Genomic DNA, 25,871 nt, shown 5'->3' with positions numbered 1-25,871 from the left:
CGTTACTCCTTGTCGAAGTGCGCCGGAAGACCGGCGAGGAAGTCGAAGAAGGGGACAAGGTCGTCGAGAGTGATGATCAGGGGTGGGGATAGGCGTGTGGCGGTCGGGTTGACCGCATTGAGGATGATCCCGTGCTCCAAGGCGTGCTCGGTGATGCGCGCTGAGATCGGGGCGGTCCATTCCATGGCGGTGAGTTGGCCATGACCACGCACATCACTGATCAAGGGGTGGTTTAGTGCGCGTACACGCTCACGGAGCGCGTCCCCGGTGTTACGCACCTGCACCAGTAACCCATCTCGTTCGATGACACCGATCGTGGCCAGCCCTGCGGCAGCAGCGACGGGATTTCCACCGAATGTCGTTCCGTGTTGGCCTGGTCCCAGCAGTTGCGAGGCTTGCTCGGTGAACGTGATGAGAGCGCCAATGGGGAATCCCGACCCCAGCCCTTTGGCAAGGGTCATGGCATCGGGGGTGATCCCCGCGCCCAGTTCCGGGTTCTGGTGGGCGAACCAGTATCCGGTTCGCCCCATCCCGGTTTGGACTTCGTCAAGGATGAACAACGCCCCGTGACGTGTAGTGAGTTCACGCGCCAGGTGGAGGAACGATGCCTGCAGTGGTTTGACACCAGCTTCTCCCTGGATGGGTTCACAGATGAGTGCAGCAACGTCATCACCGTTGTCTGCGAATGCTTGCGTCAAAGCGTCGATATTGTTGAACTCAATGAACTCGACCCCCGCAGGCAATGGTTCAAAAGGGCTACGGTAGGCCTCTTTGTGGGTAAGGGCGAGCGCCCCCATGGACCGACCGTGGAAACCACCGGTCAACGCAAGGATCCGTGAGCGACCAGTGCGACGTGCCAGTTTAAACGCAGCCTCGTTGGCCTCAGTTCCTGAGTTCGTGAAGAAAACCCGGCCTTGCCCCAGCACTCCGGCGCGTTCTAAGAGCGCATGAGCCAAAGTGATTTGCGTGGGAGTTGCAAAAAAGTTGGACACGTGACCGAGCGTTCCCAGCTGCGCTGAGATTGCCGCAGTGAGTGTGGGGTGAGCATGGCCAAGTGAGTTCACTGCGATACCAGCAAGGAGGTCCAGGTACTTTCTTCCATCTGCGTCCCACACATGGACACCATCTCCGCGCACAAGAACCCGCTGGGGTCGCCCAAAAGTGTTGAGCATGGTCTCGGTATACCGTGTGAGCCAAGCCGTGGAGTCATGGGATTCATTGAGCGCAACAGTGTTGTTGTCCATGTGCGCGGTGACCTCACTCATGCCATTTCCTTTGTTGCTTGTTGCGTGTCAGTGTCTTGGCTCACCGCACTGTCGGGGACAACCATGGTGCCAATACCCTTAGACGTGAACACTTCCATGAGGATGGAGTGTGGGACGCGACCATCAATGACGTGCGCTTCTTTGATCCCTCCCTGCACTGCTCTGAGGCAGGCTTCCATTTTGGGGACCATGCCGGACTCCAGGGTGGGCAAGAGCGCTTCAAGCTGCGATTCATTGATGTGAGACGCCAGAGAGGTACGATCTGGCCAGTTGGTGTAGAGCCCTTCAATGTCAGTAAGGACAATGAGTTTGCGAGCGCCAAGAGCAACTGCGAGCGCGGATGCGGCAGTGTCGGCGTTGATGTTGAGGACTGTAGTGGGGTCGTCTAAGTCTGGGGCAACCGTAGACACGACAGGGATTCGCCCTGCGTCAAGGAGGTCGGAGACCGCTTGTGGATTGACTTCGACGACGTCTCCCACTAATCCGACGTCAACAGCTGCACCGTTGACGGTGGCAGTGCGTCGCACTGCCTGGAAGAGTGCGCCGTCTTCCCCTGAGAGTCCTACTGCGTAAGGGCCATGGGCATTGATGAGCCCCACGAGTTCACGGGAAACTTTTCCGGTGAGGACCATGCGGACTACGTCCATGGCTTCAGGGGTGGTGACCCGGAACCCGCCTTTGAATTCGGATTCGATTCCCAGCCGCGCGAGCATGGTGGAGATCTGTGGGCCACCTCCGTGCACGATGACGGGGCGTAACCCTACTTGTTTAAGGAAAACCATGTCGTGGGCGAACGCGGCTTTCAGCGTGTCGTCAATCATGGCATTGCCACCGTATTTGATGACAACGAGAGCTCCGTGGAACTCCTGTAGCCACGGTAGCGCTTCAAGGAGGACCTCTGCTTTCCGAGACGGTGGGAGGTCCTTGTGGGGGGTAGTGGGGAGGGTGTGTGTGGTCATGTTGAGTAGGCGCTGTTCTCGTGGACGTAATCGTGGGTGAGATCGTTGGTCCACACGGTGACGGGCGGATGATCTCCTGCGTTGAGGTTGACAACGATGTGCACATCGCGGTGGGCGGCAAGGTTGACCAGGGTTCGGTCGTCCCCGACTCCCCCGTTGCGACAGACGGTCACGCCGTTGATGGTGACGTCGATGGCATCGGGTTCGTAGGGAGCAACATGTGTGGGAACCGTTCCTAATGAGGCGAGGACACGACCCCAGTTGGGGTCGTTGCCAAAGATCGCAGTTTTGACGAGGTTGGAGCGGGTGATGGATCGGGCGACTGCGAGCGCTGCGTCTTCGCTGGTGGCGTGAGTGACGGTGACAGCGATGTCATGACTGGCCCCTTCAGCATCGTTGATGAGGGCTCTGGAGAGGTCTTTGGCAACTGCGGTGATCGCGGTGGTGAACTCAGCTTCTGTGGGTGTGATACCCGATGCACCGGAGGCGAGCAGGATGACCGTGTCGTTCGTCGACATACAGCCGTCAGAGTCGATCCGGTCAAACGTGGTGGAGGTGGCTTGGGCGAGGGCCCGTTGCGCTGTTTCTGGGGCGATGTCAGCGTCGGTGGTGATCACGCAGAGCATTGTGGCTAGTGCGGGGGCGAGCATCCCGGCCCCTTTTGCCATGCCACCCACTGACCATCCGTGGGCGTTGTGGGTGGCCATTTTGGCCACGGAGTCTGTGGTCATGATGGCATGAGCCGCATCGGGGCCGCCTGTGTCGCTGAGGTGGGTGGCGGCGTCGGTGATCCCGGCAGTGAGCGCAGGCATGTTGAGTCGTTCACCGATCAGCCCGGTGGAGCAGACAAGAACATCTCCAGATGAGGTCCCCAGTAGTTTCGCTACGTGTTCAGCGGTGTGGTGAGTGTCAGCAAACCCTTCAGGGCCGGTGCATGCGTTCGCGCCCCCTGAGTTGAGGACAACGGCGCGTACTTGTCCGTCGGCGATTGCTTGTTTACTCCACGTGATCGGGGCAGCTTGGATGCGGTTACTGGTAAAGACGGCTGCGGCTGTGTCACGGGGGCCGGTGTTGACGACGAGTGCCACATCCTTGTTACCACTTGTTTTCAGTCCAGCAGCGACACCTGCGGCGACAAAGCCTTTGGGGTGGGTCACGCTCATGGGGCTACTCCTGTTGTGGTAAGACCAGCCTGTTCAGTAAGGCCTTGGGCGATGTTGAGTGATTGGATCGCTGCACCAGCGGTGCCTTTGACGAGGTTGTCCAGCGCGCACATCATCACGATTCGGTTGGCTCGTTGGTCGTACGTCACGTTGACGTAGGCGGTATTTGCCCCAGTTGTGGCGGCGGTGCTAGGCCACACGCCGGGTGGGAGAACGTCAACGAATGGTTCGTGCGCGTAGGTGGCTGTGAGGTGGGCGTGGAGTTCGTCTGTGGCGGGCGTAACACCTGGTGCAGGTGGTGCGGTCACGGTAGCGAGGATGCCGCGGCTCATCGGGACGAGCACGGGGGTGAAGGAGATAGCAACGTTCTCAGCCCCGGCGATACTGAGATTCTGCACGATTTCTGGGATGTGCCGGTGGCTTCCACCGACCGCGTAGGGTTGGGCGCTTCCGAGGGCTTCTGCGGCAAGAAGGTGTGGTTTCAGGGTTTTCCCCGCCCCTGAGTACCCGACCGCCAAGACTGCGGTGAGGGCAGTGGTATCAATGTGTGGCGATGCGACGAATGGTTGAGTTGCAAGAGTCACGGCGGTCACGTTGCATCCGGGCACCGCAATCCGCCGCGTGTCACCAAGGAGTTGGCGTTGAGCGGGTCCGTGTGCGCGGATGAGTTCGGGCATTCCGTAGGGCCATGTTCCCGCGTGGGAAGAACCGTAATAATGTTCCCATTCATGAGGGTCAGTGAGACGGTGGTCGGCGCCGAGATCAATGACGAGTGTCGTCGCGGGTAACTGCGCGGCAATCTCAGCGCTGGCCCCATGGGGCAAAGCCAAAACCACTACGTCGTGATGTGCCAAATTGTCGATGGTGGTTGCAAGCAGTGTGCGGTGTGCAAGGGCGGGAATGTGCGGATGTACTGCCCCCAGTGGCAGGCCTGCTTGGGTGTGCGCGGTTAACGCACCGAGTTCAAGGTGTGGGTGTCCTTGAGCGAGCCGAAGGAACTCTCCTCCGGCATATCCACTTGCACCAGCTACAGCTACAGTCACCGTCATGTGCATAACAATACAGTAGACCGCGAATCCATACAGCCTTTTATGGTGTGAGCGTCCAACTTTTCACATCGTGGACCCCAGTGACCAAGATCGTCACAGGTCACACCACACCCCACCGGTGTTAGGTTGTCACCATGGAACCAACGGACCCCACCTACAACCCCTACGCACACAACGGCCCCAGCACCCCGTTGTCACGGGTTGTCACCGTACTTGCGGTGATCTTTGCTGCGCTGCTTGCGTTCTGGTACGCCTGGCAAGGATGGAGCATGGCGCAACAAGACTGTCAGGCCCGTGCCAACCCCGACGACGACATCGTCGCAACCCTTTCCCTCACCTGGACACCACCCTTCACACAATGTGTCGTCACGAGCCCAACACGCGCCGTATAACCGCGCCGCGCTAGCGCAAACACAGTGTGGGCGTGGAGTCACAACTCCACGCCCACACTCACACCATCACAAACACAGATCAATCACTGCACTGAGACCGTCACCGCTAGCCGCGCAACTCAGCGTCAACACTGAAAGCCGCGGCCTTAATAATCCGCTCACGGATCTCAGACACACCCTGCGCATCAAGAGTACGGTCGTGCGCACGCAACCGAACAGCAAACGCAAGCGACTTACGGCCCGCCCCCACCTGCTCGCCACGGAACACATCAAACAACTGCACAGACTCCACATCCGCACCGCCGCCGTCGAGGATAGCTTGACGCACAGAAGCGGCTGTGATGTCTTCAGCTACCACAAACGCAAAATCTTCCTTCGCCACTGGGAAGGTCGACACAGGATCAGCCTGCACTGGAACGTTGTCACACGCGAAGATCAACGCATCAAGATCAACCTCAAACGCACACGAACGGGCCGGCAACCCCACCTGTTCACACACCTTGGGGTGAAGCTCGCCAGCATAGCCCACAGTCACTAAATCCTCAGTAACTAGACGCGCACAGCGCCCAGGGTGAAAGGGAGCATAGTTCTGTTCTGACTCCACCCGCAATGACACGCCAACACGCTCAGCAACAAGCAACGCAGCATCAAGAGCATCAGACCACTGCCACGCCTCAGCGCCACCCCACCAACTCGCCTCACTACGTGACCCACACAGCACACCAGCAACATGCCGTGGCTGGGAAGGCACACTCGCCAACAACTGCTCCAACTCATCTGCTGACGGCTGACGGGCCGGTGGCAATGCTGGTGCGCTCATTGCACAATCCCCTGGGCGTGTCACCATACCGATCTCGCTGATCGCAAAGGACGCAATACCCCGAGACACATTCCGACGAGCAGTGTCCACCAAAGTCTCCAGCAAAGACGTCCGCATCAACGAACGATCCCCCTGCAACGGGTTACGCAAGCGCACCGACTGACGGCGCACATCCTGCGCATCGATCATCAATGCATCACGAGCTTCATCAGAAGTAAACGGATACGACAACGTCTCCACGCACCCCCACTCAGCAAGAGCGGCCGCCACCCGGCGGCGCGCCTTCTGAGCAGCAGTCAAACCACGTCCAGCCGGAGCCTGCGGTAACCGAGGAACGATCATGTCGTAGCCCACCAACCGAGCAACCTCTTCGACAAGTTCCGCAGCACCAGTTAAGTCAGGCCGCCACGACGGTGGCACAACATCAACGATCGACGAATCCGGAACAGCGGTGACCACACAGCCAATTTCCTGCAACGCACGCACAACACTGTCATCGCTGTACGGCACGCCACACAAACGCTCTGGATCACGCAAAGAGAACTTAATCGAGCTACGTGCTGGCACTTCATTGACGTCCCCGACCCGCGGGTCAGCAACGCCACCCCCAAACTCGACAAGTAACTCCACAACACGCTGAGCGGCAAAAGGAGCCACGAGAGGATCAACACCGCGCTCAAAACGCCGTGATGCCTCTGAAGGAAGTTTATGCCGACGCGCTGACCGTGCCACTGACACCGCATCAAAATGTGCGGCCTCAATGAGGACATCTGTGGTGCGAGCCGAGACTTCAGTGGCCGCACCACCCATGACCCCAGCAAGACCAAGAACTCGTGCACCTTCACCACCCGAGGAATCAGCAATGACAAGATCTTCGGCGTGAAGAACCCGTTCCTGATCATCCAATGTCGTCAATAACTCGCCTGAGATTGCACGACGAACAACAATCGGCTCCACCACAGTGGAGAGATCATAAGCATGCAACGGCTGCCCCATGTCCAACATGACATAGTTCGTGACATCCACTGTCAACGAAATAGAACGCATCCCCGCCTGCTCCAAACGGCGAACCATCCACCGCGGAGTCGCTGCTGCCGGGTCGATCCCCCGCACCAAACGCGTCACAAAACGATCACACCCGACCACCCCATGAATGGGCGCATCGTCACGTACCACAACAGAAAAGCCATCAGCCGTCGCTGGCGGTGTGCGCCCCGCAACAACTCGATCCTCAAAAACCTTACGAGTTGCATGAGCATACTCGCGAGCAATCCCACGCATCGAAAAGCAGTAACCACGGTCAGGAGTCACGTTGATCTCAAGGATCTCATCATCCAGCCCGAGCACAGCGAGCGCATCGTCACCAACACAGAGGTCTCGCTCGTCAAAACCGAGAGTAGTAAGAACAATGATGCCTGCGTGATCATCGCCCAAGCCCAACTCGCGTTGGGAACAAATCATTCCATCGGAGATGTGCCCGTACGTCTTGCGGGACGAAATAGCGAAGGGACCCGGCAGCACTGCACCTGGAAGCGCAACAACCACGAAGTCACCGACCCCAAAGTTGTGCGCACCACACACAATGCCACGTGGAGCAAAGGAACCATCCGCTCCAGGAACACCGTGCTCCCCCACATCCACCTGACACCAGTTAATGGTCTTTCCATTTTTCTGCGGCTCGGCTTCTAAGGAGACAACCCGACCCACAACCACTGGTCCTGTGACACCTGAGGAGTGAATTGCTTCTTCTTCCAAACCCACCCGCACAAGGTCTGCAGCCAACTGCGACGCAGTCAGTCCTTGGGGAACCTCCACGTGGTCAGCCAACCACGGCAACGAAATCCTGGGCATCAGAGATTCACTCCAAACTGTGACGAAAAACGGACGTCACCTTCGATAATGTCGTGCATGTCAGCAATCCCATGGCGCAGCATCAACGTGCGCTCCAGTCCCATTCCAAACGCAAAACCCGTGTATTCATCAGGATCGATACCCGTAGCCTTGAGCACGTTGGGGTGCACCATGCCGCAACCGCCCCATTCGATCCACCCTGGCCCGCCCTTCTTCTTCGGGAACCACAAGTCGATTTCAGCGCTTGGTTCTGTGAACGGGAAATATGACGGACGCAAACGAGTTTTGGCATCGGGACCAAACATCGTGCGAGCAAAGTGGTCCAACGTTCCCACAAGGTCAGCCATCGTTAGCCCACGGTCAACAGCGATTCCCTCAACTTGGTGAAACACCGGCGTGTGGGTCGCATCCAGTTCGTCAGTACGAAACACCTTTCCAGGGCACGCAATGTACAGCGGAACACCACGTTCCAGCAGTGCTCGTGCTTGCACTGACGATGTGTGCGTCCGCAGCACTAACCCGGAGGTTTCGCTACCTGTACGCGATTCCACGTAGAAAGTGTCTTGCATTTGTCGGGCCGGATGATCGGGCCCAAAGTTCAACGCATCGAAGTTAAACCATTCAGCGTCAAGTTCTGGACCTTCCGCGATTTCCCACCCCATCGCTACGAAGAAGTCTGCGACCTCCTCCTGGAGGGACTCAAGTGGGTGGCGTGCACCCCGAGCGCGGCGTGTCACCGGGAGCGTGACATCAACAGACTCCTCAACTAAGACCCTCGCGTCTCGCTCCGCTTCCAGTTCTGCACTACGCGCAGCAAGAGCTTTATTAATCTTGCCTCGGGCAGGACCAACGATGCGCCCAGCGGCACTCTTGTCGGCTGGCGGTAGGCCACCAATTTCTCGATTAGCTAAGGCGAGTGGGCTTTTGTCCCCTGCGTGTGCGGTGCGGATGTCCTTGAGATCGTCAAGAGTCGAAGCTGCTGCGATCGCAGCAAGAGCAGCATCAACCGCTGAGTTCACCGCATCGGCATCCAGCGGTGAGGGAACATGGTCCGGCGTAGACATGAGAGCCTTTCAGGCAGACAACTGGGAATAACACCCTATTGTAGGGATCGCTGCGCACCTCGGCGCGAATGAATAACGTAGGTGCCACAGATCATGGCGAACATCACCAGAGAAAAGGACAGGTTCTGGCGCCCGTTCGCATCAAAAAGCATGAGCACGATGAAAGCAGTGATGGAGACAAGTGCCCCAATCGCGAGCCACGGATGCGCCCAGGTGCGCATCTTGAGCGACCCCTCACGCTCTAACTGGGGGCGCAACCGGATCTGCGACACAGCAATGAACACCCAAATGATGAGGAGGAACGCCCCGACCGCGTCAAGAAGAGTGCCCATGACCCGACCCTGGGTGTCAAGCGCATGAGCTGTCACCGCAAGCACGGAGAAGACAATAGACACCATGACTGCGATCCACGGAACATCACGCCCTGAGAGTCGCAACAACACTGCAGGCCCCTCGCCACGTTGTGCCAAGGAAAAAGCCATCCTGGAGGTCGCATAGAGCTGGGCGTTAAACGCCGAAAGAAGCGCCACAACAATCACGGCTTCCATCAGGCCCGAAGCATAGGGAATGTTCGCGCGGTTCAACACGGCAACAAAGCCACCCTGCTCGAACTGCGGATCGTTCCACGGCACAACCGCCAGCATGACAACAACTGACCCAATGTAGAAGAACAAAATCCGCCACATGATAGAGATCGTGGCACGGCGAATAGCTGACTGCGGATTTGTCGCCTCAGCCGCGGCAATCGTAATGATCTCAATGCCACCAAAAGCAAACATCACAGCGAGGAGACCCGCTGCTACTCCGGCAGCTCCACGTGGCGCAAAGCCCCCATCTCCTGCAACAAGTTGCCCCACACCGACGTTGGGACCAGCGGAAATCACGCCAGTCACAATGAGGACACCCACAACAAGGAACCCAATAATGGCCGCAACTTTGATCGCAGCGAACCAGAACTCCAGCTCCCCAAACTGTCGTACCCCAACAAGATTGACAGCAGCAAACAGTGCGATCAGCACCCCGGCGATCAGCCACTGCGGGATGTTAATCCACCCCGCCATGATCGTGGTCGCTGCAAGAATTTCGACGCCGAGCACCATGATGAGCATGAACCAATACGCCCATCCCACCGCGTATCCCGCCCACCGTCCGATCCCTTGTTCCGCGTACGTAGAAAAAGCCCCCGACGAAGGTCGTGCGCTAGCAAGCTCACCAAGCAAACTCATAATAATGACAACAACGACTCCCGCGACAATATATGACACAAGGACTGCGGGGCCCGCAGATTGAATTGCGTTCCCGGACCCCACAAAAAGGCCTGCTCCGATTGCAGAACCCAGACCCATCATGGTGAGGTGCCGGACTTTCAAACCATGTCGTAGGCTCTGGTCAGACATGAGTCACCTTGTCGTCGTGCGCAATGCGCGAGCGGATGTGTACAAGCAAATAGTGGCAGCCATTGCCAGGTTCAACGATTCCGCACGTCCGTACATGGGAATCCGTACCAGCGAATCGCACATGGACTGGTCCTCAACGCTGAGTCCTTGTGCTTCGTTTCCAAACACCCACGCATGTGGTGCTCCCACACTGGTAGGACCTTGTGGCTCCACGAGGTCATCGAGTGTGAGGTCAGCATATGGCGTGGTCCCGAAAAGCGGGATTCCGGCCATCTTGAGTGCACCGTGCACATCAACCAATGATGCATTGGTGATCACCGGCATGTGAAACAGTGACCCAGCACTGGATCGCACAACCTTGGGGTTCATTAAGTCCACACTGTCACCTGCAAGGATCACCACATCAGCTCCAGCTGCATCAGCTGCCCGGATCACGGTTCCCGCGTTACCGGGGTCCCGTACGTCAGTGAGAACTGCGACAAGACAGGCTTTGCTCAGGACGGGGCCAAGTGACGAGAGGCGCGTGTCTAAAGTACGCGCAACCGCGACAATGCCCTGTGCGTCCTCGCTCATGGCTGACAGGACCTCTGGCGTGGTGGTGTGTAGGTAAAGAGATTGTCTGTGCGCCTCGTCGTAAATGTCTCGGTAGCGGTCCACACGGTCCGAACTGACATAGAGGTCTCGGACCAGTTCAGCCCGGCAGGCAACGAGTTCACGGACGCTTTGAGGCCCTTCAACAAGGAATTGGCCATGTTTGGTACGCGACGAACGCCCAGACAAGCGTCGAACCATTTTGACCCGGTCACTTCGCGGGTTCGTCAGGTCGGGCATGTCTGGGCGTTCGGGAACAGGTGCGTTGGGCACCGTGACGGTCTGCGTTACGCAGCCTGGCGAGGAGCGTTGACGTCCTCGGGCAGGGCTGCCTTTGCGACGGTGACAAGAGCGTTGAACGCGTTGATGTCACTGACGGCAAGTTCGGCAAGAACTCGACGGTCAACCTCAACACCTGCAGCCTTGAGCCCTTGGATAAAACGGTTATAGGTCATACCCTGGGCGCGGGCTGCAGCATTGATGCGCTGGATCCACAGGCGACGGAAGTCCCCTTTACGACGCTTACGGTCGCGGTAGTTGTAGACCAGTGAGTGGGTAACTTGCTCTTTTGCCTTGCGGTAGAGGCGTGAGCGCTGCCCACGGTAACCGCTTGCGCGCTCGAGTACTGTCCGACGCTTTTTGTGGGCGTTAACCGCCCGCTTCACGCGTGCCACGTGATGCTCCTTCGATGAGAAAAACTATGGGTTAAGAGATGGCGAGTGCCGTGAAGGTCACTTACCGAGAAGCTTCTTGATCTTCTTGACGTCTGCGTCGCTCACGACCTGGTCGGATGACAGACGACGGGTGCGAGTTGAAGACTTGTGCTCGAGAAGGTGACGCTTGTTGGCCTGCTCGCGCATGATCTTTCCGCTACCAGTGACACGGAAGCGCTTCTTGGCGCCGGAGTGCGTCTTGTTCTTCGGCATGGCTGCCGTTCTCCTTGCTGTCGGCCACGCGGGGACGTGACGTGTTCGGGCTGACGCCGAGAAAGACGCCAGCTGATGGGTAAACCCATCGGGCTACTCACTGCGGGTGCAGTGGCGAGGTCATGGGGATGAGGTTGATGCGTCGTCCTGGGTGACGGTTTCAGCGCTGTCAGTGGCGTCCGTGTTCTGCGCGGGTTTGTCCCCTCGCTGTGGACGACCCGATTCACGCCGACGCCGTTGCTCACTTTTTGCTTCTGTTTTCTTCTTGGTGGGCCCAAGAACCATGATCATGTTGCGTCCATCCTGTTTCGGTGAACTCTCGACATAACCAAGTTCGGCAACGTCATCCGCGAGTCGCTGCAGGAGTCGGATTCCCATCTCTGGTCGTGACTGTTCACGTCCGCGGAACATGATCATCACTTTGACCTTGTCACCGGCTGAGAGGAATCGTTCGACATGGCCTTTTTTTGTGCCGTAGTCGTGGTCATCGATTTTCAGACGGAACCGGATTTCCTTCAAGACGGTGTTCGCTTGGTTGCGGCGCGCTTCGCGTGCCTTCATCGCGGACTCGTACTTGAATTTGCCGTAGTCCATCAGTTTGCACACAGGTGGGCGGGAGTCTGGGGCGACCTCAACAAGGTCGAGGTCTGCTTCTTGGGCAAGATTGAGAGCGACCTCAAGGCGGACAACACCGACCTGTTCCCCTCCTGGGCCGACGAGTCGAACCTCGGGGACACGGATTCGATCGTTGATGCGCGGCTCGTTGATGTGATGCTCCTTGCGTTGATGACGTGGCCGTCGACATGAAGAAAGCCTCCACATCGGTCACATGTGGAGGCCCATTTTTCACGCAAGCGCATACTCAGCACGCAAGGTGCGTGCGTACACTCATAACGTTGGGCAAAGCCCAACCGTGAAACCTGTTGACCCGGCCTCAGCTCATGGAGATGGCGAAACTCGGGTGGGCGAACCACTTGTGAACCTTGGAGCATGGACTCCAAGGTCGGTTTCCCCCACTGTAGCACGCCTCCCTCACCGCTAACACCCAGCCACCGTGCGTGAACGCCTTCTTGGCGTCAGTTCTTCGTCACACTTTCGTCACTTTTCTGAACCATTCGTTTTCTTGAATTATTCCAGTTACCGTGTTTCACTTGAGTCATGGACACGTCATTTGAGGAACTCCTCAGGTCTGCAGGCCTACGCGTCACCGCGACACGCCTCGCCGTCCTCGACGCCGTCTCCCATCACCCCCACGCAGACTCTGACACCGTCTTAACCGCAGTCCGCCAGGCCCTGGGCACAGCATCGGTGCAGACCATCTACGACGCCCTCAATACCTTTGCCGCCCATGGTTTGATGAACCGCATCGAACCAGCCGGCCACCCCGCACGCTTCGAACTACGGGTAGGAGACAACCACCACCACATGGTGTGCCGAGCCTGCGGCGATGTCCAAGACATCGACTGCACCATCGGACAAGCCCCCTGCCTCATCCCCCACACCAACCACGGCTACACCGTGGACGAAGCGGAAGTGACGTTCTGGGGGCGATGCCCCCAGTGCCAAACACGCACAACGTGACGACGTACAGGCACCGCGCCTACACATCGTCACTCTTTCCCATTGCACCACCCACACAGAAAAGGACAGCAGGTTATGACCGAACAGCCCACCACTGCCCAAAATGGTTCCCCCATTGCCAGTTCCCAGCACTCCCTGACCACCGGACCCGATGGCGTCACCGCGCTCCACGATCGCTTCCTCGTGGAGAAACTCGCGTCCTTTAACCGGGAACGCGTTCCAGAGCGCAACCCCCACGCAAAAGGTGGCGGTGCATTTGGTGAATTCGTCGTCACTGAAGATGTCACCCGCTACACCAAGGCGGCGGTCTTCCAGCCAGGCGCCACAACCGAAACACTCCTGCGTTTCTCCTCAGTCGCCGGTGAACAAGGTTCCCCCGATACCTGGCGTGACGTCCGCGGATTTGCACTGCGGTACTACACCACAGAAGGCAATTTCGATATTGTCGGAAATAACACCCCCATCTTCTTCATCCGCGACGCCATCAAGTTCCCTGACTTCATTCACTCGCAAAAGCGCAACGGCAAGGGGCTGCGCGACTCCAACATGCAGTGGGACTTCTGGACGCTGTCACCAGAATCCGCACACCAAGTGACTTACCTCATGGGCGACCGTGGCTTGCCAAAGACCTGGCGCCACATGAACGGGTACGGCTCGCACACCTACTCGTGGGCAAACGAGGCTGGCGAGCAGTTCTGGGTCAAATACCACTTTGTCTCCCGACAAGGTGTGGAATCCATGACGAACGACGAAGCAGAACGGCTCGCAGGAACCGACGCCGACTTCTACCGTCGTGACCTCTTTGACGCCATCGATCGCGGCGACAACCCCGTGTGGGACATGTACGTCCAGGTCATGCCGTATGAGGACGCGAAAACATACCACTTCAACCCGTTTGACTTGACAAAGATCTGGTCCTTTAGTGACTACCCTCGCATCAAAGTGGGCGAATTGACGTTGAACCGCAACCCCCGCAACTTCTTCCAAGACATCGAGCAAGCGGCCTTCTCACCGTCCAACCTGGTTCCTGGCACCGGCATTTCCCCTGACAAAATGCTCATGGGACGCATGTTTGCCTACCCTGACGCACAGCGCTACCGCATCGGGACAAACTACAACCAGTTGCCGGTCAACCAACCGCACGCTGCAGAGGTTGTGAACTACCAGCACGAAGGCAACATGCGATATGTGTCAAATGACTATGAAGTTCCAGTCCACAACACCAACTCATTGGGATACCCCGAAGCCAATGAAGCAGCCGCAGGCGAAGTGAACTGGGAAACAGATGGGCCGCTGCTGCGCGCTGCCTACACGCTTCGTACGCACGATGACGACTTCGGTCAGGCGGGCACCCTCTATCGTGAGGTCTTCACTGATGACCAACGCTCGAGGTTTATCGACACCCTCACCGGCCAAGGCAAGTCCATCAGCCGCCCAGAAGTTCGGGAGCGATTCTTTGGATATTGGGGCAGTGTCGACAGCCAACTTGGTCAAACACTGCGCGAACGCGTAGGACAGTGACACTGTTTCGCTGACGACACGCAACCTACCATGATGCCTGTGGGCAGTTCACTGCTGCCCACAGGCATTGTGCATGGTAGCCGATGCGCCGCAAACGACTGTGAACATCGTGCAAAGATCCGTCAACAGGTTCGGATCACAGGCGACGATTGGTGTTCTCAGACGGGTGTGTCATGGACAATAGACCTATGACGTCATCAGAGCCTTCCTCCCCCACAACTTCACACGACGCAGCACGGGACATTGCTGACGTGCAAGCAGTTGAAGTTATTACCACTGCAGCGGTCCATCTGATGAGCGCAGCAGCGGTGAAGTGTGGCCTCGCACCAGAAGGTGACGACCTCAAGGATCTCGACGAAGCACGCAAGCTCATCAATGCACTCGCCGCACTCATCACAGCTTCCGCACCTGACATTGGTTCGCACCACGCCCGTTCATTGCGTGACGGTTTACGCTCACTGCAGTTGGCGTTTCGTGAAGCTTCTATCATTCCAGACGAACCCGGAGAAGGCCCCGGGGAAAAGCACACGGGGTATGTCAGTTGAGCACCGTTCCGCCACCCTCCTTTCCCCCCAACGATTCGCAGTCAACACCTCATAGTTCTTCGCATCGCACGCAGCGACATTCGCCCTCAGGTGCCCAGCGATCCCCATCTGGCGGGGCGCAACGACGCGCGCTACCCTTTCTCCTCACCGCTGCGATCCTTATCGTCGCGCTTGTCATCGCCTTGGTCTACGTGATTCGTCTTGCTGGCCAGTGGTCAGATTATGGACGTGAAGTCAACGCACACGCACACACGATGGGTGTCGAACTTGCCCAGTTGGAATCTGAACTCGCCAATGTTGAATCCCAACTGTCAACGACCCAAGAACAATTGAGCACCGCCCAATCTCGCATCACTGAACTTGCGTCAGAGAAAGCATTGGTGGGTGATGATCGTGAAACACAGCGTCTCCTTGCAGAAGACACCGCTCAAATTGCGACCGAAGCACTCGGGGTTTCTTCAGACCTCGCATCATGCGTTACCCGACAAACACGCGTCCTTGACACCCTCGTCACTTTGCAATCCAACCAATCAGATCTCCTGACGGAACGTACGAAACCTGCCCGCGATCAAGACACCGACATCATTTCATCGCTGGAAGAGACCCTGGGTGAAACGCGTACAAAGCTAACGGACGTCTCACAAACTGCCACGGAAACCTGCGAAGGTGCCACGGAACGATACAACGCACTGGTGAAGGAACTTGAGTCGTGAGGCACACCCGCAAGGCTCATTTTGGTGTGACCAGCACACTCGCTCTTATGCTCGTGACGGGGTGCGGGGCACTCCCACCAGAACCACCAGAAGTCCCTGACACCTATGTCCCCAACATGACCTTCATTCCAGAGTCAGAAGGTGGGATCACGACATATGGTTTCTCTGAAGCACAACGCATGACCGTGCGGGTGCGAAATGTCGGCTGCAGCGCTGTTACTCGTGGTACTGGCTTTGCTATCGACCAGCAGACTCTTGTCACCAATAAACACGTTGTTGAGGGAACCAACGAGCTGCAACTTTCTACCTCTGACGGCCGTGACATCGAGGTGACTGGTGCACAATCTGCAAACCTCGCAGACTTGGCGATCGTCCGTACGACGCAACAACTTGACGCATCACCAGTACTTGCGTCAGCGGACCCCCAAATTGGTGACGTGGTATCCATCATCGGTTACCCCAATGGGGGTCAACTCACTCTCACTTCAGGCACAGTCCTTGATTACACGGACGACCCACTCAATGAGAACCTTGGTCAAGTGGCGGTGGCTGATGCTGAAGTCGAGCCCGGTAGCTCAGGTTCAGCAGTCCTCAATGAGTCGGGTCAAGTCGTGGGTGTTGTGTATGCAAAATCGAGTTCAGGAAAGACGTTCTTCATCCCGGTATCGACGTTGACGACGCTGCTTGACACTCCTGCAGACTTCACCCAAGCTGAGGAACCAACCTGTGACTAATGGCCTGCCCCTTCACGAGTGTGACCAGCTGAAACACGCAGTTCTAATGAATCAACTCGAGCGGCAATAATGTCGCTTTGCCCCAATGCCTGGTGCACTTGACCAAGGACATAACGCAAGCCTGCTTGAGCCAACGCCTGATCGATCACCAGTGACACCGCAACCTCTGCACTGCGACCAGGAAGAGCTCGTGCCGCCAGGACATGGTCGATAGGGGCAACAAGCCGTTGGATTTCGTTGTCAATATCTGCGGTCACTACTCCACCCACAACAGCCGGCCGCCATGGGTTCCCCTGCGCCAGTGCCCACACTGCGGTACGTGGTATCTGGCATTGGTGCGGTGAGCCTGGATCAACGACAAGCAACGCCCAGTCTTCTGACACCGCTGACAAGGCGGCTCGCCGTGCATCAACGGGCACGGGACGGGCATCAGTTCGCCACGTCGCCATCGCATCAACCGAGGTAAACACAGGCAGTGCGCGTCGACCATCTGGCGACTCCAAAGCCACGACACCTGCCGAGGCTTCTTTGTCGTAACGGTGGCCGTCCTGGGTGTAGTCGTCCTGATCAAGCTGAGCCAAGATCGGAACGAGAACGCGAGCTTTGCCTAACGCCGCAACCACCTCTTCCACTGACACGTCTGAGTGGGTGGCCTTGTCTAACGCATCAAGTAGCGCGGGGTCAGCGCGACCGTCATCACCCGCAAACGGCGAACCTGGTGGGAGTTCTTTACCGGTCATGGGCGACCTGCAACATCAAGCGCTTCTGGGAGAGTGAACGCGCCCGTGTACAGCGCCTTGCCAACGATTGCTCCTTCGATCCCTTGTGGCACAAGGCCCCGGAGCACCGTCAGATCTTCGAGCGTGGAAATACCGCCGGATGCGACAACAGCCGCATCTGTAGCTGCACATACACGAGCGAGTAGATCAACGTTGGGGCCAGTGAGTGTGCCATCCTTGGTCACATCTGTCACCACATAACGAGTACAACCGGCAGCGTTCAGACGGTCAATCATCTCCCAGAGGTCACCACCATCGCGGGTCCATCCTCGTGTGGCAAGTGTGGACCCTCGAACATCGAGACCTACTGCAATCCGGTCACCATGCTCAGCAATGACGCGAGCCGTCCACTGGGGATTTTCGATTGCTGCAGTACCAAGGTTAATGCGCGTACAACCAGTGTCTAACGCTCGCCGAAGTGACTCATCGTCACGGATCCCCCCGGATAACTCTGTGCGTATATCCACTGAAGCAATCACCTCCTTGAGGAGGTCCGCGTTGCTTCCTCGCCCAAACGCTGCGTCGAGATCCACGAGATGGAGCCATTCCGCACCATGGTCACGCCATTCCTGCGCTGCAGTCAGTGGATCCCCATATGGCGTTTCGGAGCCGGCTTCTCCCTGCACTAAGCGGACAGCTTGCCCATCCACAACATCAACGGCAGGAAGGAGTTCAAGTCTCGTGGTCATCTCATTCTTTCTTCACAACACGGTGTCACAGTCGAGGATAACTCGGCCACAACACAAAGGTCAGGTCAGGGTGGTGAGCCAGTTAGTAAGGAGTTGCGCTCCGGCATCCGCGGACTTTTCTGGGTGGAATTGGGTGGCGCTGAGCGGCCCATTTTCTACAGCTGCAACAAACGGTCTGCCGTGGGTTGCCCACGTCACCAGTGGTGGCACAAAAACTGTGTCTTCAGGCTCGTCAACACCAAGGGTGAAGTGTTGCACCCCATAGGAATGGACAAAATAGAATCGTTCCTGCTCAATACCCTGAAAGAGCCTCGATCCGGCGGGAGCATCAACTGTGTTCCATCCCATGTGCGGAACAACGGGGGCTTGGAGCCGTTCAACGACACCTGGCCATTGGCCAAGCCCTTGTGTTGTGACACCATGTTCCACACCTTGGTCGAACATGATTTGCAGGCCCACGCAAATGCCAAGTACAGGACGCCCACCAGCGAGTCGACGCTCAATGAGCATATCTCCGCGCACCTGCCGTAACCCTTCCATCACGGCGGCGAACGCTCCCACACCCGGCACAACCAAGCCATCAGCGTTGCTCACTGTGTCTGGGTCAGCGGTCAGTTCGACCTGGGCGCCGACATGTTCAAGCGCACGCACGGCTGAACGCACGTTTCCAAACCCATAATCGAGAACACAGACGCGTGGCTGGGTCATGACTTTTCCGTCCGATACTGACGTGCGTTCTTCGCCAGCATCCGCATGGCTTTGAATCGGGAAATGGTCGATGCGTCAACCACGTCCGGTAGCGTGTCGATACTCGTTTGTCCTAGCAGGAGGTCCTCAAGTTCGTGAGGTGCCCCATCCAGCACGAGGCCTGGTGGGAGGTCGCCTACTTTGGCTCCTTCTTCCCACTGGGACGCGTGAATCTGCCCGTCATGCGCCGAGACAAGCACTGCGGGCGCTTGTTTTGCCAGCGCAGTGAGTGCCGCGGCGAGTTGCTCACCACTTTGGTTGGGCTGAGTGACAGCGTACGCACCAATAGGCGAATCTACACACCACACTTTTGCCCCGGACATTGCGCAGGCGGCCGCGAGTGCCTGGGCAGTGGCTACCTGAGTGAGGAGCACTGTCACTGCAGGTGATGTGTTGCTCATAGCGCCCCTTTCGTGGAGGGGATGCCGCTGATACGGTCATCGGTGCTAACGGCACTGCGTAGAGCACGCGCAAGGGCCTTAAATTGTGCTTCGACGATGTGGTGGGGGTCTCGGCCGGCGAGCACGCGCATGTGAATGCAAATTCCTGCGTGGTGGGCGATTGATTCCAGAACATGGCGGGTGAGGGAGCCCGTGAAGTGTCCGCCGATGAGGTGGTATTCCTGTCCTTCTGGTTCACCGCTGTGGACGAGGTAGGGGCGGCCGGAGACATCAACAACTGCTTGTGCGAGGGCTTCATCGAGGGGTACCATCGCGTCGCCAAATCGTGAGATTCCGGCCTTATCCCCCAAAGCGATGCGTAGTGCTTCGCCGATCACAATGGCGGTGTCTTCCACGGTGTGGTGTGCGTCGATGTGTGTGTCACCGTGAGCTTCGACGGTGAGGTCGATCAGTGAGTGCTTTCCTAATGCTGTCAGCATGTGGTCAAAGAACGGCACTGTCGTGTTGATTGTGGTTGCGCCGGTTCCATCGAGGTTCAGTTCGACGGTGACAGAGGATTCTGAGGTGGCGCGTTCGACGCGCGCTGTCCGTGGTGCGGTGGTGGTCACTGGTCAAGCTCTTTCGTCAGTGCGGTCGTGAATGCGTCAATGTCTGAGTCGGTTCCGATGGTCACGCGTAGCCATCCAGCTGGTCCAGATTGGCGGACGAGGACACCGTGATGCAGGAGCCGGGCCCACAGCGCGTCTCGGTCCTCAAACAGTCCAAAGAAAATAAAGTTGGAGTCCGAATCCGCGACAGTGAGTGGTCGGCCTTGCGTTGTGCAGGTACGCAGCCAGTCTACCAACCGGTCTCTGTTCTTCCTGATGGTGTCGACCTGCTCCTGGAGCAGGTCGGCTGTGTCGAGGGCGGCGAGTGCTACTGCTTGAGTCACACTCGAGAGATGGTAGGGCAATCGGACGATGCGCAGCGCATCGACAATGTCTGGGTGTGCAGCAAGGTAACCGACCCGTGCTCCGGCGAGCGCGAACGCTTTTGACATGGTGCGGGTAACGATGACATGGGGGTAGACAGACAAGAGCTCTGTTGCCGAGGGTGTTCCAGTACGCCGGAACTCTGCGTATGCTTCGTCGACGACGACGAGCGCGGGAGCTCCGTCGATACGAAGTTGTTGCGCTTCTTGAGCAATCGCTTCCACGTCAGAGAGCGGCATAGCGGTGCCGGTCGGATTATTGGGGCTCGTGAGGAAGATCACCGACGGCTGGTGTGTGCGGATTGCTGCACGGGCGTCTTCGAGGCCGATGGTGAAGTCTGCATTGCGGGGGATTTCTTGGTAGTTAGTGGCGGTGTTGCGCGCGTATTCGCGGTACATGGCGTAGGTGGGAGCGAAAGCCAGTGCGGTGCGTCCTGGGCCACCAAAGGCTTGGAGGATGTGAAGCATCACTTCATTTGACCCGTTTGCCGCCCAGATGTTGTCCGCAGCGACGTCGACACCCGTATCGCTCGATAGGTAGGCCGCTAAAGCGTGCCGGAGTTCGTGGAAATCGCGGTCAGGATACCGGTTGAGCGTTGCCGCCACCTGGGCGACTCGGTCAGTGATCGCGGCGATAACCTCACCGGGGGGTGAGTAAGGATTTTCGTTGGTATTGAGAAGATGGGCGACGTCGAGTTGGGGAGCACCATAAGGGTGTTCACCGCGGAGCGGGACGCGAAGCGGGAGCGCGAGGCGCTGGGTGAGGGGTTGGGTTGCTGGGTTCTCGTTCGTCACGTGTGTCAGTCTAGTGGTCTACAGGTGTCTTTACTGGCCGTGTCCGATGGGCGGTTGGGTGGGTGTGCGCCTACCGATGCGCGGTACCAGTCTGATGGGCGGACGCCTGGTTGTCTGTGGATCGTTCACTGGAACCGGTGAGGTTCGTTAGGCTTGGGCAATGCCTTCGTTTTCCTCTGCATCGCCTTCCGGATCCCCAGCTGAAAGTGAGGGGGAGGCAACGTCACAGCCGGTCCTTGGCCCAGTTGCGGCCAAAGGCCCAAAGATTTTTGATGCAATGCCGGATATGGACAAGCTTGCTCGGTTAGCGCAACAGCGGCGCACCCCGAAACCACACGGTGATGGGATGGCCTGGGGTGTGTCTTCCACTGATGCACGCGACGGCATGGCAGCCCAGGATTCATCGCACAGCAGTGCTCCTGCAGCGCTTCCCAGTGTCACAGCTGATGTGGGTGATCACGATGTTGTTGCTCACGCTACTAACAGCGGTATGCCAGTTACAGCTGAGGACCTGCAGGAGCACGCCACGTCTCTGCTTCGGGCACTCACAGGACACGAGGATGCACGCTTTCGCGACGATCAATGGCACGCTATTGAGCGGCTAGTTGTCCACTCAGAGCGTGTTCTTGTTGTCCAACGAACTGGCTGGGGCAAGTCAGCGGTCTATTTCGTGGCAACTGCACTATTGCGCGAGCAAGGGCAGGGACCAACTGTCATTATTTCTCCTCTTCTTGCATTGATGCGCGATCAGATCCGTGCTGCAAGCCGTGCTGGTCTGCATGCCGTGACAGTGAACTCCTCCAACGTTCACGAGTGGGACGACATCCAGGAACAGATCGCCTCAGGAGGCGTTGATCTGCTCCTCATCTCACCTGAACGACTGAATAATCCTCAGTTTGTTCATGACGTCCTCCCCTCGTTGGCACAGTCAGCTGGTCTTGTTGTCGTCGACGAAGCGCATTGCGTGTCAGATTGGGGCCACGATTTCCGTCCCGATTACCGTCGCATCCGCGATGTTTTGGCTTCTCTGCCTCCTGGCTGCCCAGTCCTCGCGACGACTGCAACCGCTAACGAGCGAGTCACTGTGGATGTTGCCGCACAATTAGCGGAAGCATCGGCCGCACCTGACGGCAGTGACGCCACATCTGTCACTGTCATACGGGGCAATCTCGAACGGACATCGCTGCATTTAGCAGTCGTCACGTTACCGACAGCGGTTGACCGACTCGCGTGGGTAATCGACGCAATGAATAATTTTCGTGGCTCTGGCATCATTTACACCCTCACGGTCGCACAAGCGGAGGAAGTAGCCCAAGCCCTGAGGTCTGCTGGCCATGATGTGGCGAGTTACACCGGGCAAACACCTGACGAAGAACGTGTCGAACGGGAAGCAGCGCTTCGTGACAACCGCATTAAAGCGTTAGTTGCCACCTCCGCTCTAGGTATGGGATTTGATAAACCAGACTTGAGGTTTGTCATCCACTTTGGCAGCCCTGACTCCCCAGTGTCCTATTACCAACAAGTCGGTCGGGCAGGGCGTTCAGTTGACGCAGCGACCGCTGTCCTGCTTGCTGCACCAGAAGACCGTAAAATCTGGGAGTATTTTTCCTCGCTGTCTTTTCCTGACCCCGACACAGTCCATACCGTCCTTGACCTTCTCAACCAGGCAGATGCACAGGATTCCGCGTTGTCAGTTCCTGCCCTCGAAACACAAGTGGAGGTGAAACGAGCCCGGCTTGAACTGATGCTCAAAGTACTCAGTGTCGATGGTGCAGTCCGCAAGGTCCGCGGCGGATGGCGGGGAACAGGGCAGCCGTGGCATTACGATACCGCCCGATATCAACGAATCGCACAGGCACGCGCCCGGGAACAGCAAGACATGATCAACTACGTGACGACCACGCAGTGCCGATCAACTTTCCTGCGGATGCGACTCGATGACCCCCACATCACCGCAGACACTCGATGCGGCCGATGCGATAACTGCGGCGCACTATCACTTCCTACTCAACCCACGCCAGGCGCTGTCGCACATTTGTCCGAACGCACCGGCGATCAGGGGCTCCAGATTGAACCACGAAAAATGTGGCCAAGTGGTCTACGTGACCACACACTTGCGCTTTCTGGCCGCATCCCGGCTCATGAACAAGCAGATGAAGGACGCGCCATTGCGCGCACCGACTCTGTTTTGTGGGCACGGGTTCTGCGTGAAGTTCTTGCTGACACTGACGGCGAACTTCCCGTCCCGCTACGGCACGCAAGTGTTGAGGTACTGCAGCGCTGGGACATCAGCAAGCACATCGACGGCGTTATTGCCATTAAATCAGCGACCCGGCCCCGTTTGACACATCATCTGGCCACTGGCCTCGCTTCTTGGTTGGGCGTACCGCTCGTTGGCACCTTCGGGTATAAAACCCCTACGCCCAGCCGCCATGATGTCAACTCAGCAACACGACTCATCGCTGTGACCGAACGCCTCGTGCCAGAACTCAGTGATGGTGCACAGCGCGGCCTACCTGGAAAACAGGTGCTTCTCATTGACGACTACACCCAATCTGGGTGGACACTGACAGTTGCTGCACGCACACTCAAACTACTCGGTGCATCAACAGTGCACCCTTTTGTTCTCGCCCAGCAGGCTTAGTGGACGCGTACAAAGCACAAGCGCGAGCTACCCCTGTACGTCACAACAACGATCAAGCACCCTGGCCGTGATACGCAGCGGTCGATTCGCGTACATGCAGTTGTCCAGCAAACACTTCATGGGTAACTGGGACTGCCTCGCCCTGAATGAGCGATAACGCGACCCGGGCAGCAGCCTGTCCAAGTTCCCCAGATGGTAACTCCACAGACGTGAGGGAGGGTGACGAAATCGCCGAGTACGACAAGTTGTCAAACGACGCCACTGACAGATCATCAGGGATACGTAACCCCAGCGCGCGAGCCGCACCAATCACGCCGTATGCCTGAATATCAATGTTGATTGTTGGACCAATATGTTCCATGCCCGGAGCATCAATGAGCACCATCGGGGCTGCCCCACGCACCTCATCGACAAACGATTGTGCAGGAGCAAACACCAAAAGAGCGGCAGGACGAAACTCCAACGAAGCCCGAATCTCCTGCGCCCGGGGCAAATTACCGTCATCCGTCACAGAAACCAATAACTGGTACCGATCCCCCAACACCTGTTTAATACCGGCAATCACACCCGCGAAAAAGGGATTCGAAATATCGGGTGCAATAAGAATCACCAGATCAGAAGAACCTTTCGACAAGGAACTCGCAACACGATCCACCACATAACCTAGCTCCGCAATGGATCGGCGAACCTTGTCCACATTTGCTGGAGAGACACGCCCACGATGTTTACCGTTGACGACCAACGACACCGTCGCCACCGACACGCCAGCATGTCGAGCAACCTGCGTTGCTGTGACCCTCGTGCCTGCTTGGTGCCTCACATAATCTCCAGTCATAGGGACATGCTAGTACGCCCGTCTCACCCGCAGGTGACGGCTCACTGATCGAAACGCGCTGTCACAGCTTCACCGTGCGCGGGAAGGTCCTCTGCATCGGCAAGAGCGACGATCCTGCCCTCAAGTTCAGCCAGCGCGTCACGCGTGTACTCGATCACTTGCACCGCACGAACAAATGAGTGAACACCCAACCCTGACGTAAAGGCTGCACACCCCCCAGTAGGCAACACGTGGTTCGACCCTGCCATGTAGTCCCCCAAAGACACGGGAGAATACGGACCAACAAAAATCGCACCAGCGTTCGTGATCCTGTCGGCAACACGTGATGCATCCGCTGTCTGGATCTCAAGGTGCTCAGCCCCATAAGCATCAACAACAGCAACTCCCTGGTCCAGGTCATCCACTAGCACAATGGCAGACTGAGGGCCAGACAAAGCCTCAACAACACGCTCAGCATGCTTCGTGCGGCCAGCAACGTCACCAATGCTTTGCGCCACCTGATCCGCAAGCGACTCACTCATCGTCACCAACACAGACCCAGCCTGTGGATCGTGCTCGGCTTGACTAATCAAATCAGCTACGACGTGTTCAACACTCGCAGTGTCATCAGCGAGAATGGCAATTTCTGTGGGGCCTGCTTCAGCATCAATACCGACATGACCACGCACGAGCCGTTTCGCAGCCGCAACAAAAACATTGCCCGGACCAGTGATGACATTGACAGGTTCACACAACCACTCACCATCTTGGGGTTCACTGCCCGCAGCCCCGTACGCAAACATCCCAATCGCACCGGCACCACCGACCGCGTACACCTCTGACACGCCCAAAAGCTCACAGGCCGCAAGAATCGTGGGGTGCGGTAGTCCACCGTGGCGTGCCTGAGGTGGTGAAGCCACCGCCAAAGACTGCACTCCTGCCTCCTGCGCCGCAACAACGTTCATGATCACAGACGAGGGGTAAACAGCCAACCCACCGGGCACGTAGAGCCCTACACGCGCCACAGGAATCCACCGCTGTCGAACGGATGCCCCTGCGGCAACCTCCACAGTAAAATCGTGAGGACGTTGCGCTTTGTGTACCGCACGCACCCGAGTGATCGCCTCTTCAAGACCAGCGCGAACCATTGGGTCCAACGTCTTCAGCGCGGATGTCAACGCGTTGGCTGGAACACGAAGATGATGAGGACGCACAGAGTCAAACTTCTCAGACAACTCGCGCAGATACGCAGCGCCTCGTTCTCGAACCCCGGCCAACATGGGTTCAACGATGTGCGCGGCGTCATCAACGGACACCTCAGCACGCGGCAAAGCGTCAATCAACTCACGCTGGGTAAAAGTCTGACCTCTGAAATCGCATCGTTTCATCACACCACCATCCTACGACTGACAACCACGCGCACCAACGACTTTCTCACCACCCGACAAACACGTTAGTGTC

General features: G+C 57.7%; 26 protein-coding genes. 7 read left to right on the top strand and 19 right to left on the bottom strand.

All coding sequences use genetic code 11. The annotated features are described in order from the left end of the window. Nucleotides 1-2: 2 nt before the first annotated feature. Genes JDEN_RS05585 through argC form a run of 4 tightly spaced genes read right to left on the bottom strand, consistent with a single transcriptional unit; the run spans nt 3 to nt 4,442 of the window. Complete coding sequence (locus JDEN_RS05585; protein WP_015771398.1) at nt 3-1,265, bottom strand: acetylornithine transaminase; 1,263 nt, start codon at nt 1,263-1,265, stop codon at nt 3-5. Beyond that, a complete protein-coding gene (argB, locus tag JDEN_RS05580; RefSeq protein WP_015771397.1) occupies nt 1,262-2,224 on the bottom strand; it encodes an acetylglutamate kinase in 963 nt (320 codons plus the stop codon). The genes JDEN_RS05585 and argB overlap by 4 nt, the downstream gene beginning before the upstream one ends. Further along, nucleotides 2,221-3,387, bottom strand: a complete 1,167-nt coding sequence (gene argJ / locus JDEN_RS05575) for a bifunctional glutamate N-acetyltransferase/amino-acid acetyltransferase ArgJ (RefSeq protein WP_015771396.1) — start codon at nt 3,385-3,387, stop codon at nt 2,221-2,223. Before argJ ends, argB begins: the two co-directional genes overlap by 4 nt. Further along, on the bottom strand, nt 3,384-4,442 hold the full coding sequence (argC, locus tag JDEN_RS05570) for an N-acetyl-gamma-glutamyl-phosphate reductase (RefSeq protein ID WP_015771395.1): 1,059 nt from the start codon (nt 4,440-4,442) through the stop codon (nt 3,384-3,386). Before argC ends, argJ begins: the two co-directional genes overlap by 4 nt. 128 nt (nt 4,443-4,570) lie before the next feature. Here argC and JDEN_RS05565 point away from each other — a divergent pair, with 128 nt between their 5' ends. Next, a complete protein-coding gene (locus JDEN_RS05565) occupies nt 4,571-4,828 on the top strand; it encodes a hypothetical protein (protein WP_015771394.1) in 258 nt (85 codons plus the stop codon). A gap of 106 nt (nt 4,829-4,934) precedes the next feature. On the opposite strand, the gene pheT is transcribed toward JDEN_RS05565, so the two are convergent. The 7 genes from pheT to infC form a co-directional block, all read right to left on the bottom strand. Beyond that, nucleotides 4,935-7,499 carry a phenylalanine--tRNA ligase subunit beta gene (gene pheT / locus JDEN_RS05560; RefSeq protein ID WP_015771393.1) on the bottom strand — a complete coding sequence of 855 codons (2,565 nt, stop codon included), beginning with the start codon at nt 7,497-7,499 and terminating at the stop codon, nt 4,935-4,937. Continuing rightward, on the bottom strand, nt 7,499-8,563 hold the full coding sequence (pheS, locus tag JDEN_RS05555; protein WP_015771392.1) for a phenylalanine--tRNA ligase subunit alpha: 1,065 nt from the start codon (nt 8,561-8,563) through the stop codon (nt 7,499-7,501). The genes pheT and pheS overlap by 1 nt, the downstream gene beginning before the upstream one ends. Nucleotides 8,564-8,598: 35 nt before the next feature. Next, nucleotides 8,599-9,960, bottom strand: a complete 1,362-nt coding sequence (locus tag JDEN_RS05550) for an amino acid permease (RefSeq protein WP_015771391.1) — start codon at nt 9,958-9,960, stop codon at nt 8,599-8,601. Nucleotides 9,961-9,963: 3 nt separating this feature from the next. Next, entirely contained in the window at nt 9,964-10,791 is an 828-nt protein-coding gene (locus tag JDEN_RS05545) for a TrmH family RNA methyltransferase (RefSeq protein WP_015771390.1), read from the bottom strand. 47 nt (nt 10,792-10,838) lie between these two features. After that, a complete protein-coding gene (gene rplT, locus JDEN_RS05540; protein WP_015771389.1) occupies nt 10,839-11,225 on the bottom strand; it encodes a 50S ribosomal protein L20 in 387 nt (128 codons plus the stop codon). Between the two features lie 57 nt (nt 11,226-11,282). Beyond that, nucleotides 11,283-11,477 (bottom strand): 50S ribosomal protein L35, encoded by a 195-nt coding sequence (gene rpmI / locus JDEN_RS05535; RefSeq protein WP_015771388.1) that lies wholly within the window; start codon nt 11,475-11,477, stop codon nt 11,283-11,285. Nucleotides 11,478-11,597: 120 nt separating this feature from the next. After that, a complete protein-coding gene (infC, locus tag JDEN_RS05530) occupies nt 11,598-12,299 on the bottom strand; it encodes a translation initiation factor IF-3 (RefSeq protein ID WP_015771387.1) in 702 nt (233 codons plus the stop codon). Nucleotides 12,300-12,635: 336 nt separating this feature from the next. On the opposite strand from infC, the gene JDEN_RS05525 reads away from it, so the two are divergent. The 5 genes from JDEN_RS05525 to JDEN_RS05505 all read left to right on the top strand — a co-directional run bounded on the left by JDEN_RS05525 (nt 12,636) and on the right by JDEN_RS05505 (nt 16,571). Continuing rightward, on the top strand, nt 12,636-13,058 hold the full coding sequence (locus JDEN_RS05525) for a Fur family transcriptional regulator (protein WP_015771386.1): 423 nt from the start codon (nt 12,636-12,638) through the stop codon (nt 13,056-13,058). A 75-nt stretch (nt 13,059-13,133) separates the two neighbouring features. Continuing rightward, nucleotides 13,134-14,579: a catalase gene (locus JDEN_RS05520; RefSeq protein WP_015771385.1), complete on the top strand. Its 1,446-nt coding sequence runs from the start codon at nt 13,134-13,136 to the stop codon at nt 14,577-14,579. A gap of 188 nt (nt 14,580-14,767) precedes the next feature. Further along, nucleotides 14,768-15,124, top strand: coding sequence for a DUF1844 domain-containing protein (locus tag JDEN_RS05515; protein WP_015771384.1), 357 nt, complete (start codon nt 14,768-14,770; stop codon nt 15,122-15,124). Next, complete coding sequence (locus tag JDEN_RS12970) at nt 15,121-15,837, top strand: hypothetical protein (RefSeq protein WP_049754432.1); 717 nt, start codon at nt 15,121-15,123, stop codon at nt 15,835-15,837. Before JDEN_RS05515 ends, JDEN_RS12970 begins: the two co-directional genes overlap by 4 nt. Then, nucleotides 15,834-16,571, top strand: a complete 738-nt coding sequence (locus tag JDEN_RS05505) for a S1 family peptidase (RefSeq protein ID WP_015771382.1) — start codon at nt 15,834-15,836, stop codon at nt 16,569-16,571. Before JDEN_RS12970 ends, JDEN_RS05505 begins: the two co-directional genes overlap by 4 nt. On the opposite strand, the gene JDEN_RS05500 is transcribed toward JDEN_RS05505, so the two are convergent. The 6 genes from JDEN_RS05500 to JDEN_RS05475 are packed head-to-tail and all read right to left on the bottom strand — an operon-like array spanning nt 16,568 to nt 20,952. Continuing rightward, on the bottom strand, nt 16,568-17,311 hold the full coding sequence (locus JDEN_RS05500) for an SseB family protein (protein ID WP_015771381.1): 744 nt from the start codon (nt 17,309-17,311) through the stop codon (nt 16,568-16,570). The two genes, JDEN_RS05505 and JDEN_RS05500, sit on opposite strands and share 4 nt — an antisense overlap. Beyond that, nucleotides 17,308-18,039, bottom strand: a complete 732-nt coding sequence (gene priA / locus JDEN_RS05495; protein ID WP_015771380.1) for a bifunctional 1-(5-phosphoribosyl)-5-((5-phosphoribosylamino)methylideneamino)imidazole-4-carboxamide isomerase/phosphoribosylanthranilate isomerase PriA — start codon at nt 18,037-18,039, stop codon at nt 17,308-17,310. The genes JDEN_RS05500 and priA overlap by 4 nt, the downstream gene beginning before the upstream one ends. A 60-nt stretch (nt 18,040-18,099) precedes the next feature. Beyond that, nucleotides 18,100-18,747, bottom strand: coding sequence for an imidazole glycerol phosphate synthase subunit HisH (gene hisH, locus JDEN_RS05490; protein WP_015771379.1), 648 nt, complete (start codon nt 18,745-18,747; stop codon nt 18,100-18,102). Next, on the bottom strand, nt 18,744-19,187 hold the full coding sequence (locus JDEN_RS05485; protein ID WP_015771378.1) for a hypothetical protein: 444 nt from the start codon (nt 19,185-19,187) through the stop codon (nt 18,744-18,746). The genes hisH and JDEN_RS05485 overlap by 4 nt, the downstream gene beginning before the upstream one ends. Further along, a complete protein-coding gene (gene hisB / locus JDEN_RS05480; protein ID WP_015771377.1) occupies nt 19,184-19,795 on the bottom strand; it encodes an imidazoleglycerol-phosphate dehydratase HisB in 612 nt (203 codons plus the stop codon). The genes JDEN_RS05485 and hisB overlap by 4 nt, the downstream gene beginning before the upstream one ends. Beyond that, nucleotides 19,792-20,952: a histidinol-phosphate transaminase gene (locus JDEN_RS05475; RefSeq protein ID WP_015771376.1), complete on the bottom strand. Its 1,161-nt coding sequence runs from the start codon at nt 20,950-20,952 to the stop codon at nt 19,792-19,794. Before JDEN_RS05475 ends, hisB begins: the two co-directional genes overlap by 4 nt. Before the next feature lie 277 nt (nt 20,953-21,229). Here JDEN_RS05475 and JDEN_RS05470 point away from each other — a divergent pair, with 277 nt between their 5' ends. Next, nucleotides 21,230-23,596 (top strand): RecQ family ATP-dependent DNA helicase, encoded by a 2,367-nt coding sequence (locus tag JDEN_RS05470; RefSeq protein WP_015771375.1) that lies wholly within the window; start codon nt 21,230-21,232, stop codon nt 23,594-23,596. A 52-nt stretch (nt 23,597-23,648) separates the two neighbouring features. Here JDEN_RS05470 and JDEN_RS05465 read toward each other — a convergent pair whose 3' ends face one another. Then, nucleotides 23,649-24,431: a LacI family DNA-binding transcriptional regulator gene (locus tag JDEN_RS05465; protein ID WP_083775122.1), complete on the bottom strand. Its 783-nt coding sequence runs from the start codon at nt 24,429-24,431 to the stop codon at nt 23,649-23,651. A gap of 41 nt (nt 24,432-24,472) precedes the next feature. Then, complete coding sequence (gene hisD / locus JDEN_RS05460) at nt 24,473-25,801, bottom strand: histidinol dehydrogenase (protein WP_041287836.1); 1,329 nt, start codon at nt 25,799-25,801, stop codon at nt 24,473-24,475. Between the last annotated feature and the right edge of the window lie 70 nt (nt 25,802-25,871).

Origin of the sequence: Jonesia denitrificans DSM 20603, assembly GCF_000024065.1 — a bacterium.
Lineage (GTDB): Bacteria > Actinomycetota > Actinomycetes > Actinomycetales > Cellulomonadaceae > Jonesia > Jonesia denitrificans.
Note: the sequence above shows the minus strand (reverse complement) of the source record. Positions and strands in the feature narration are given on the sequence as shown.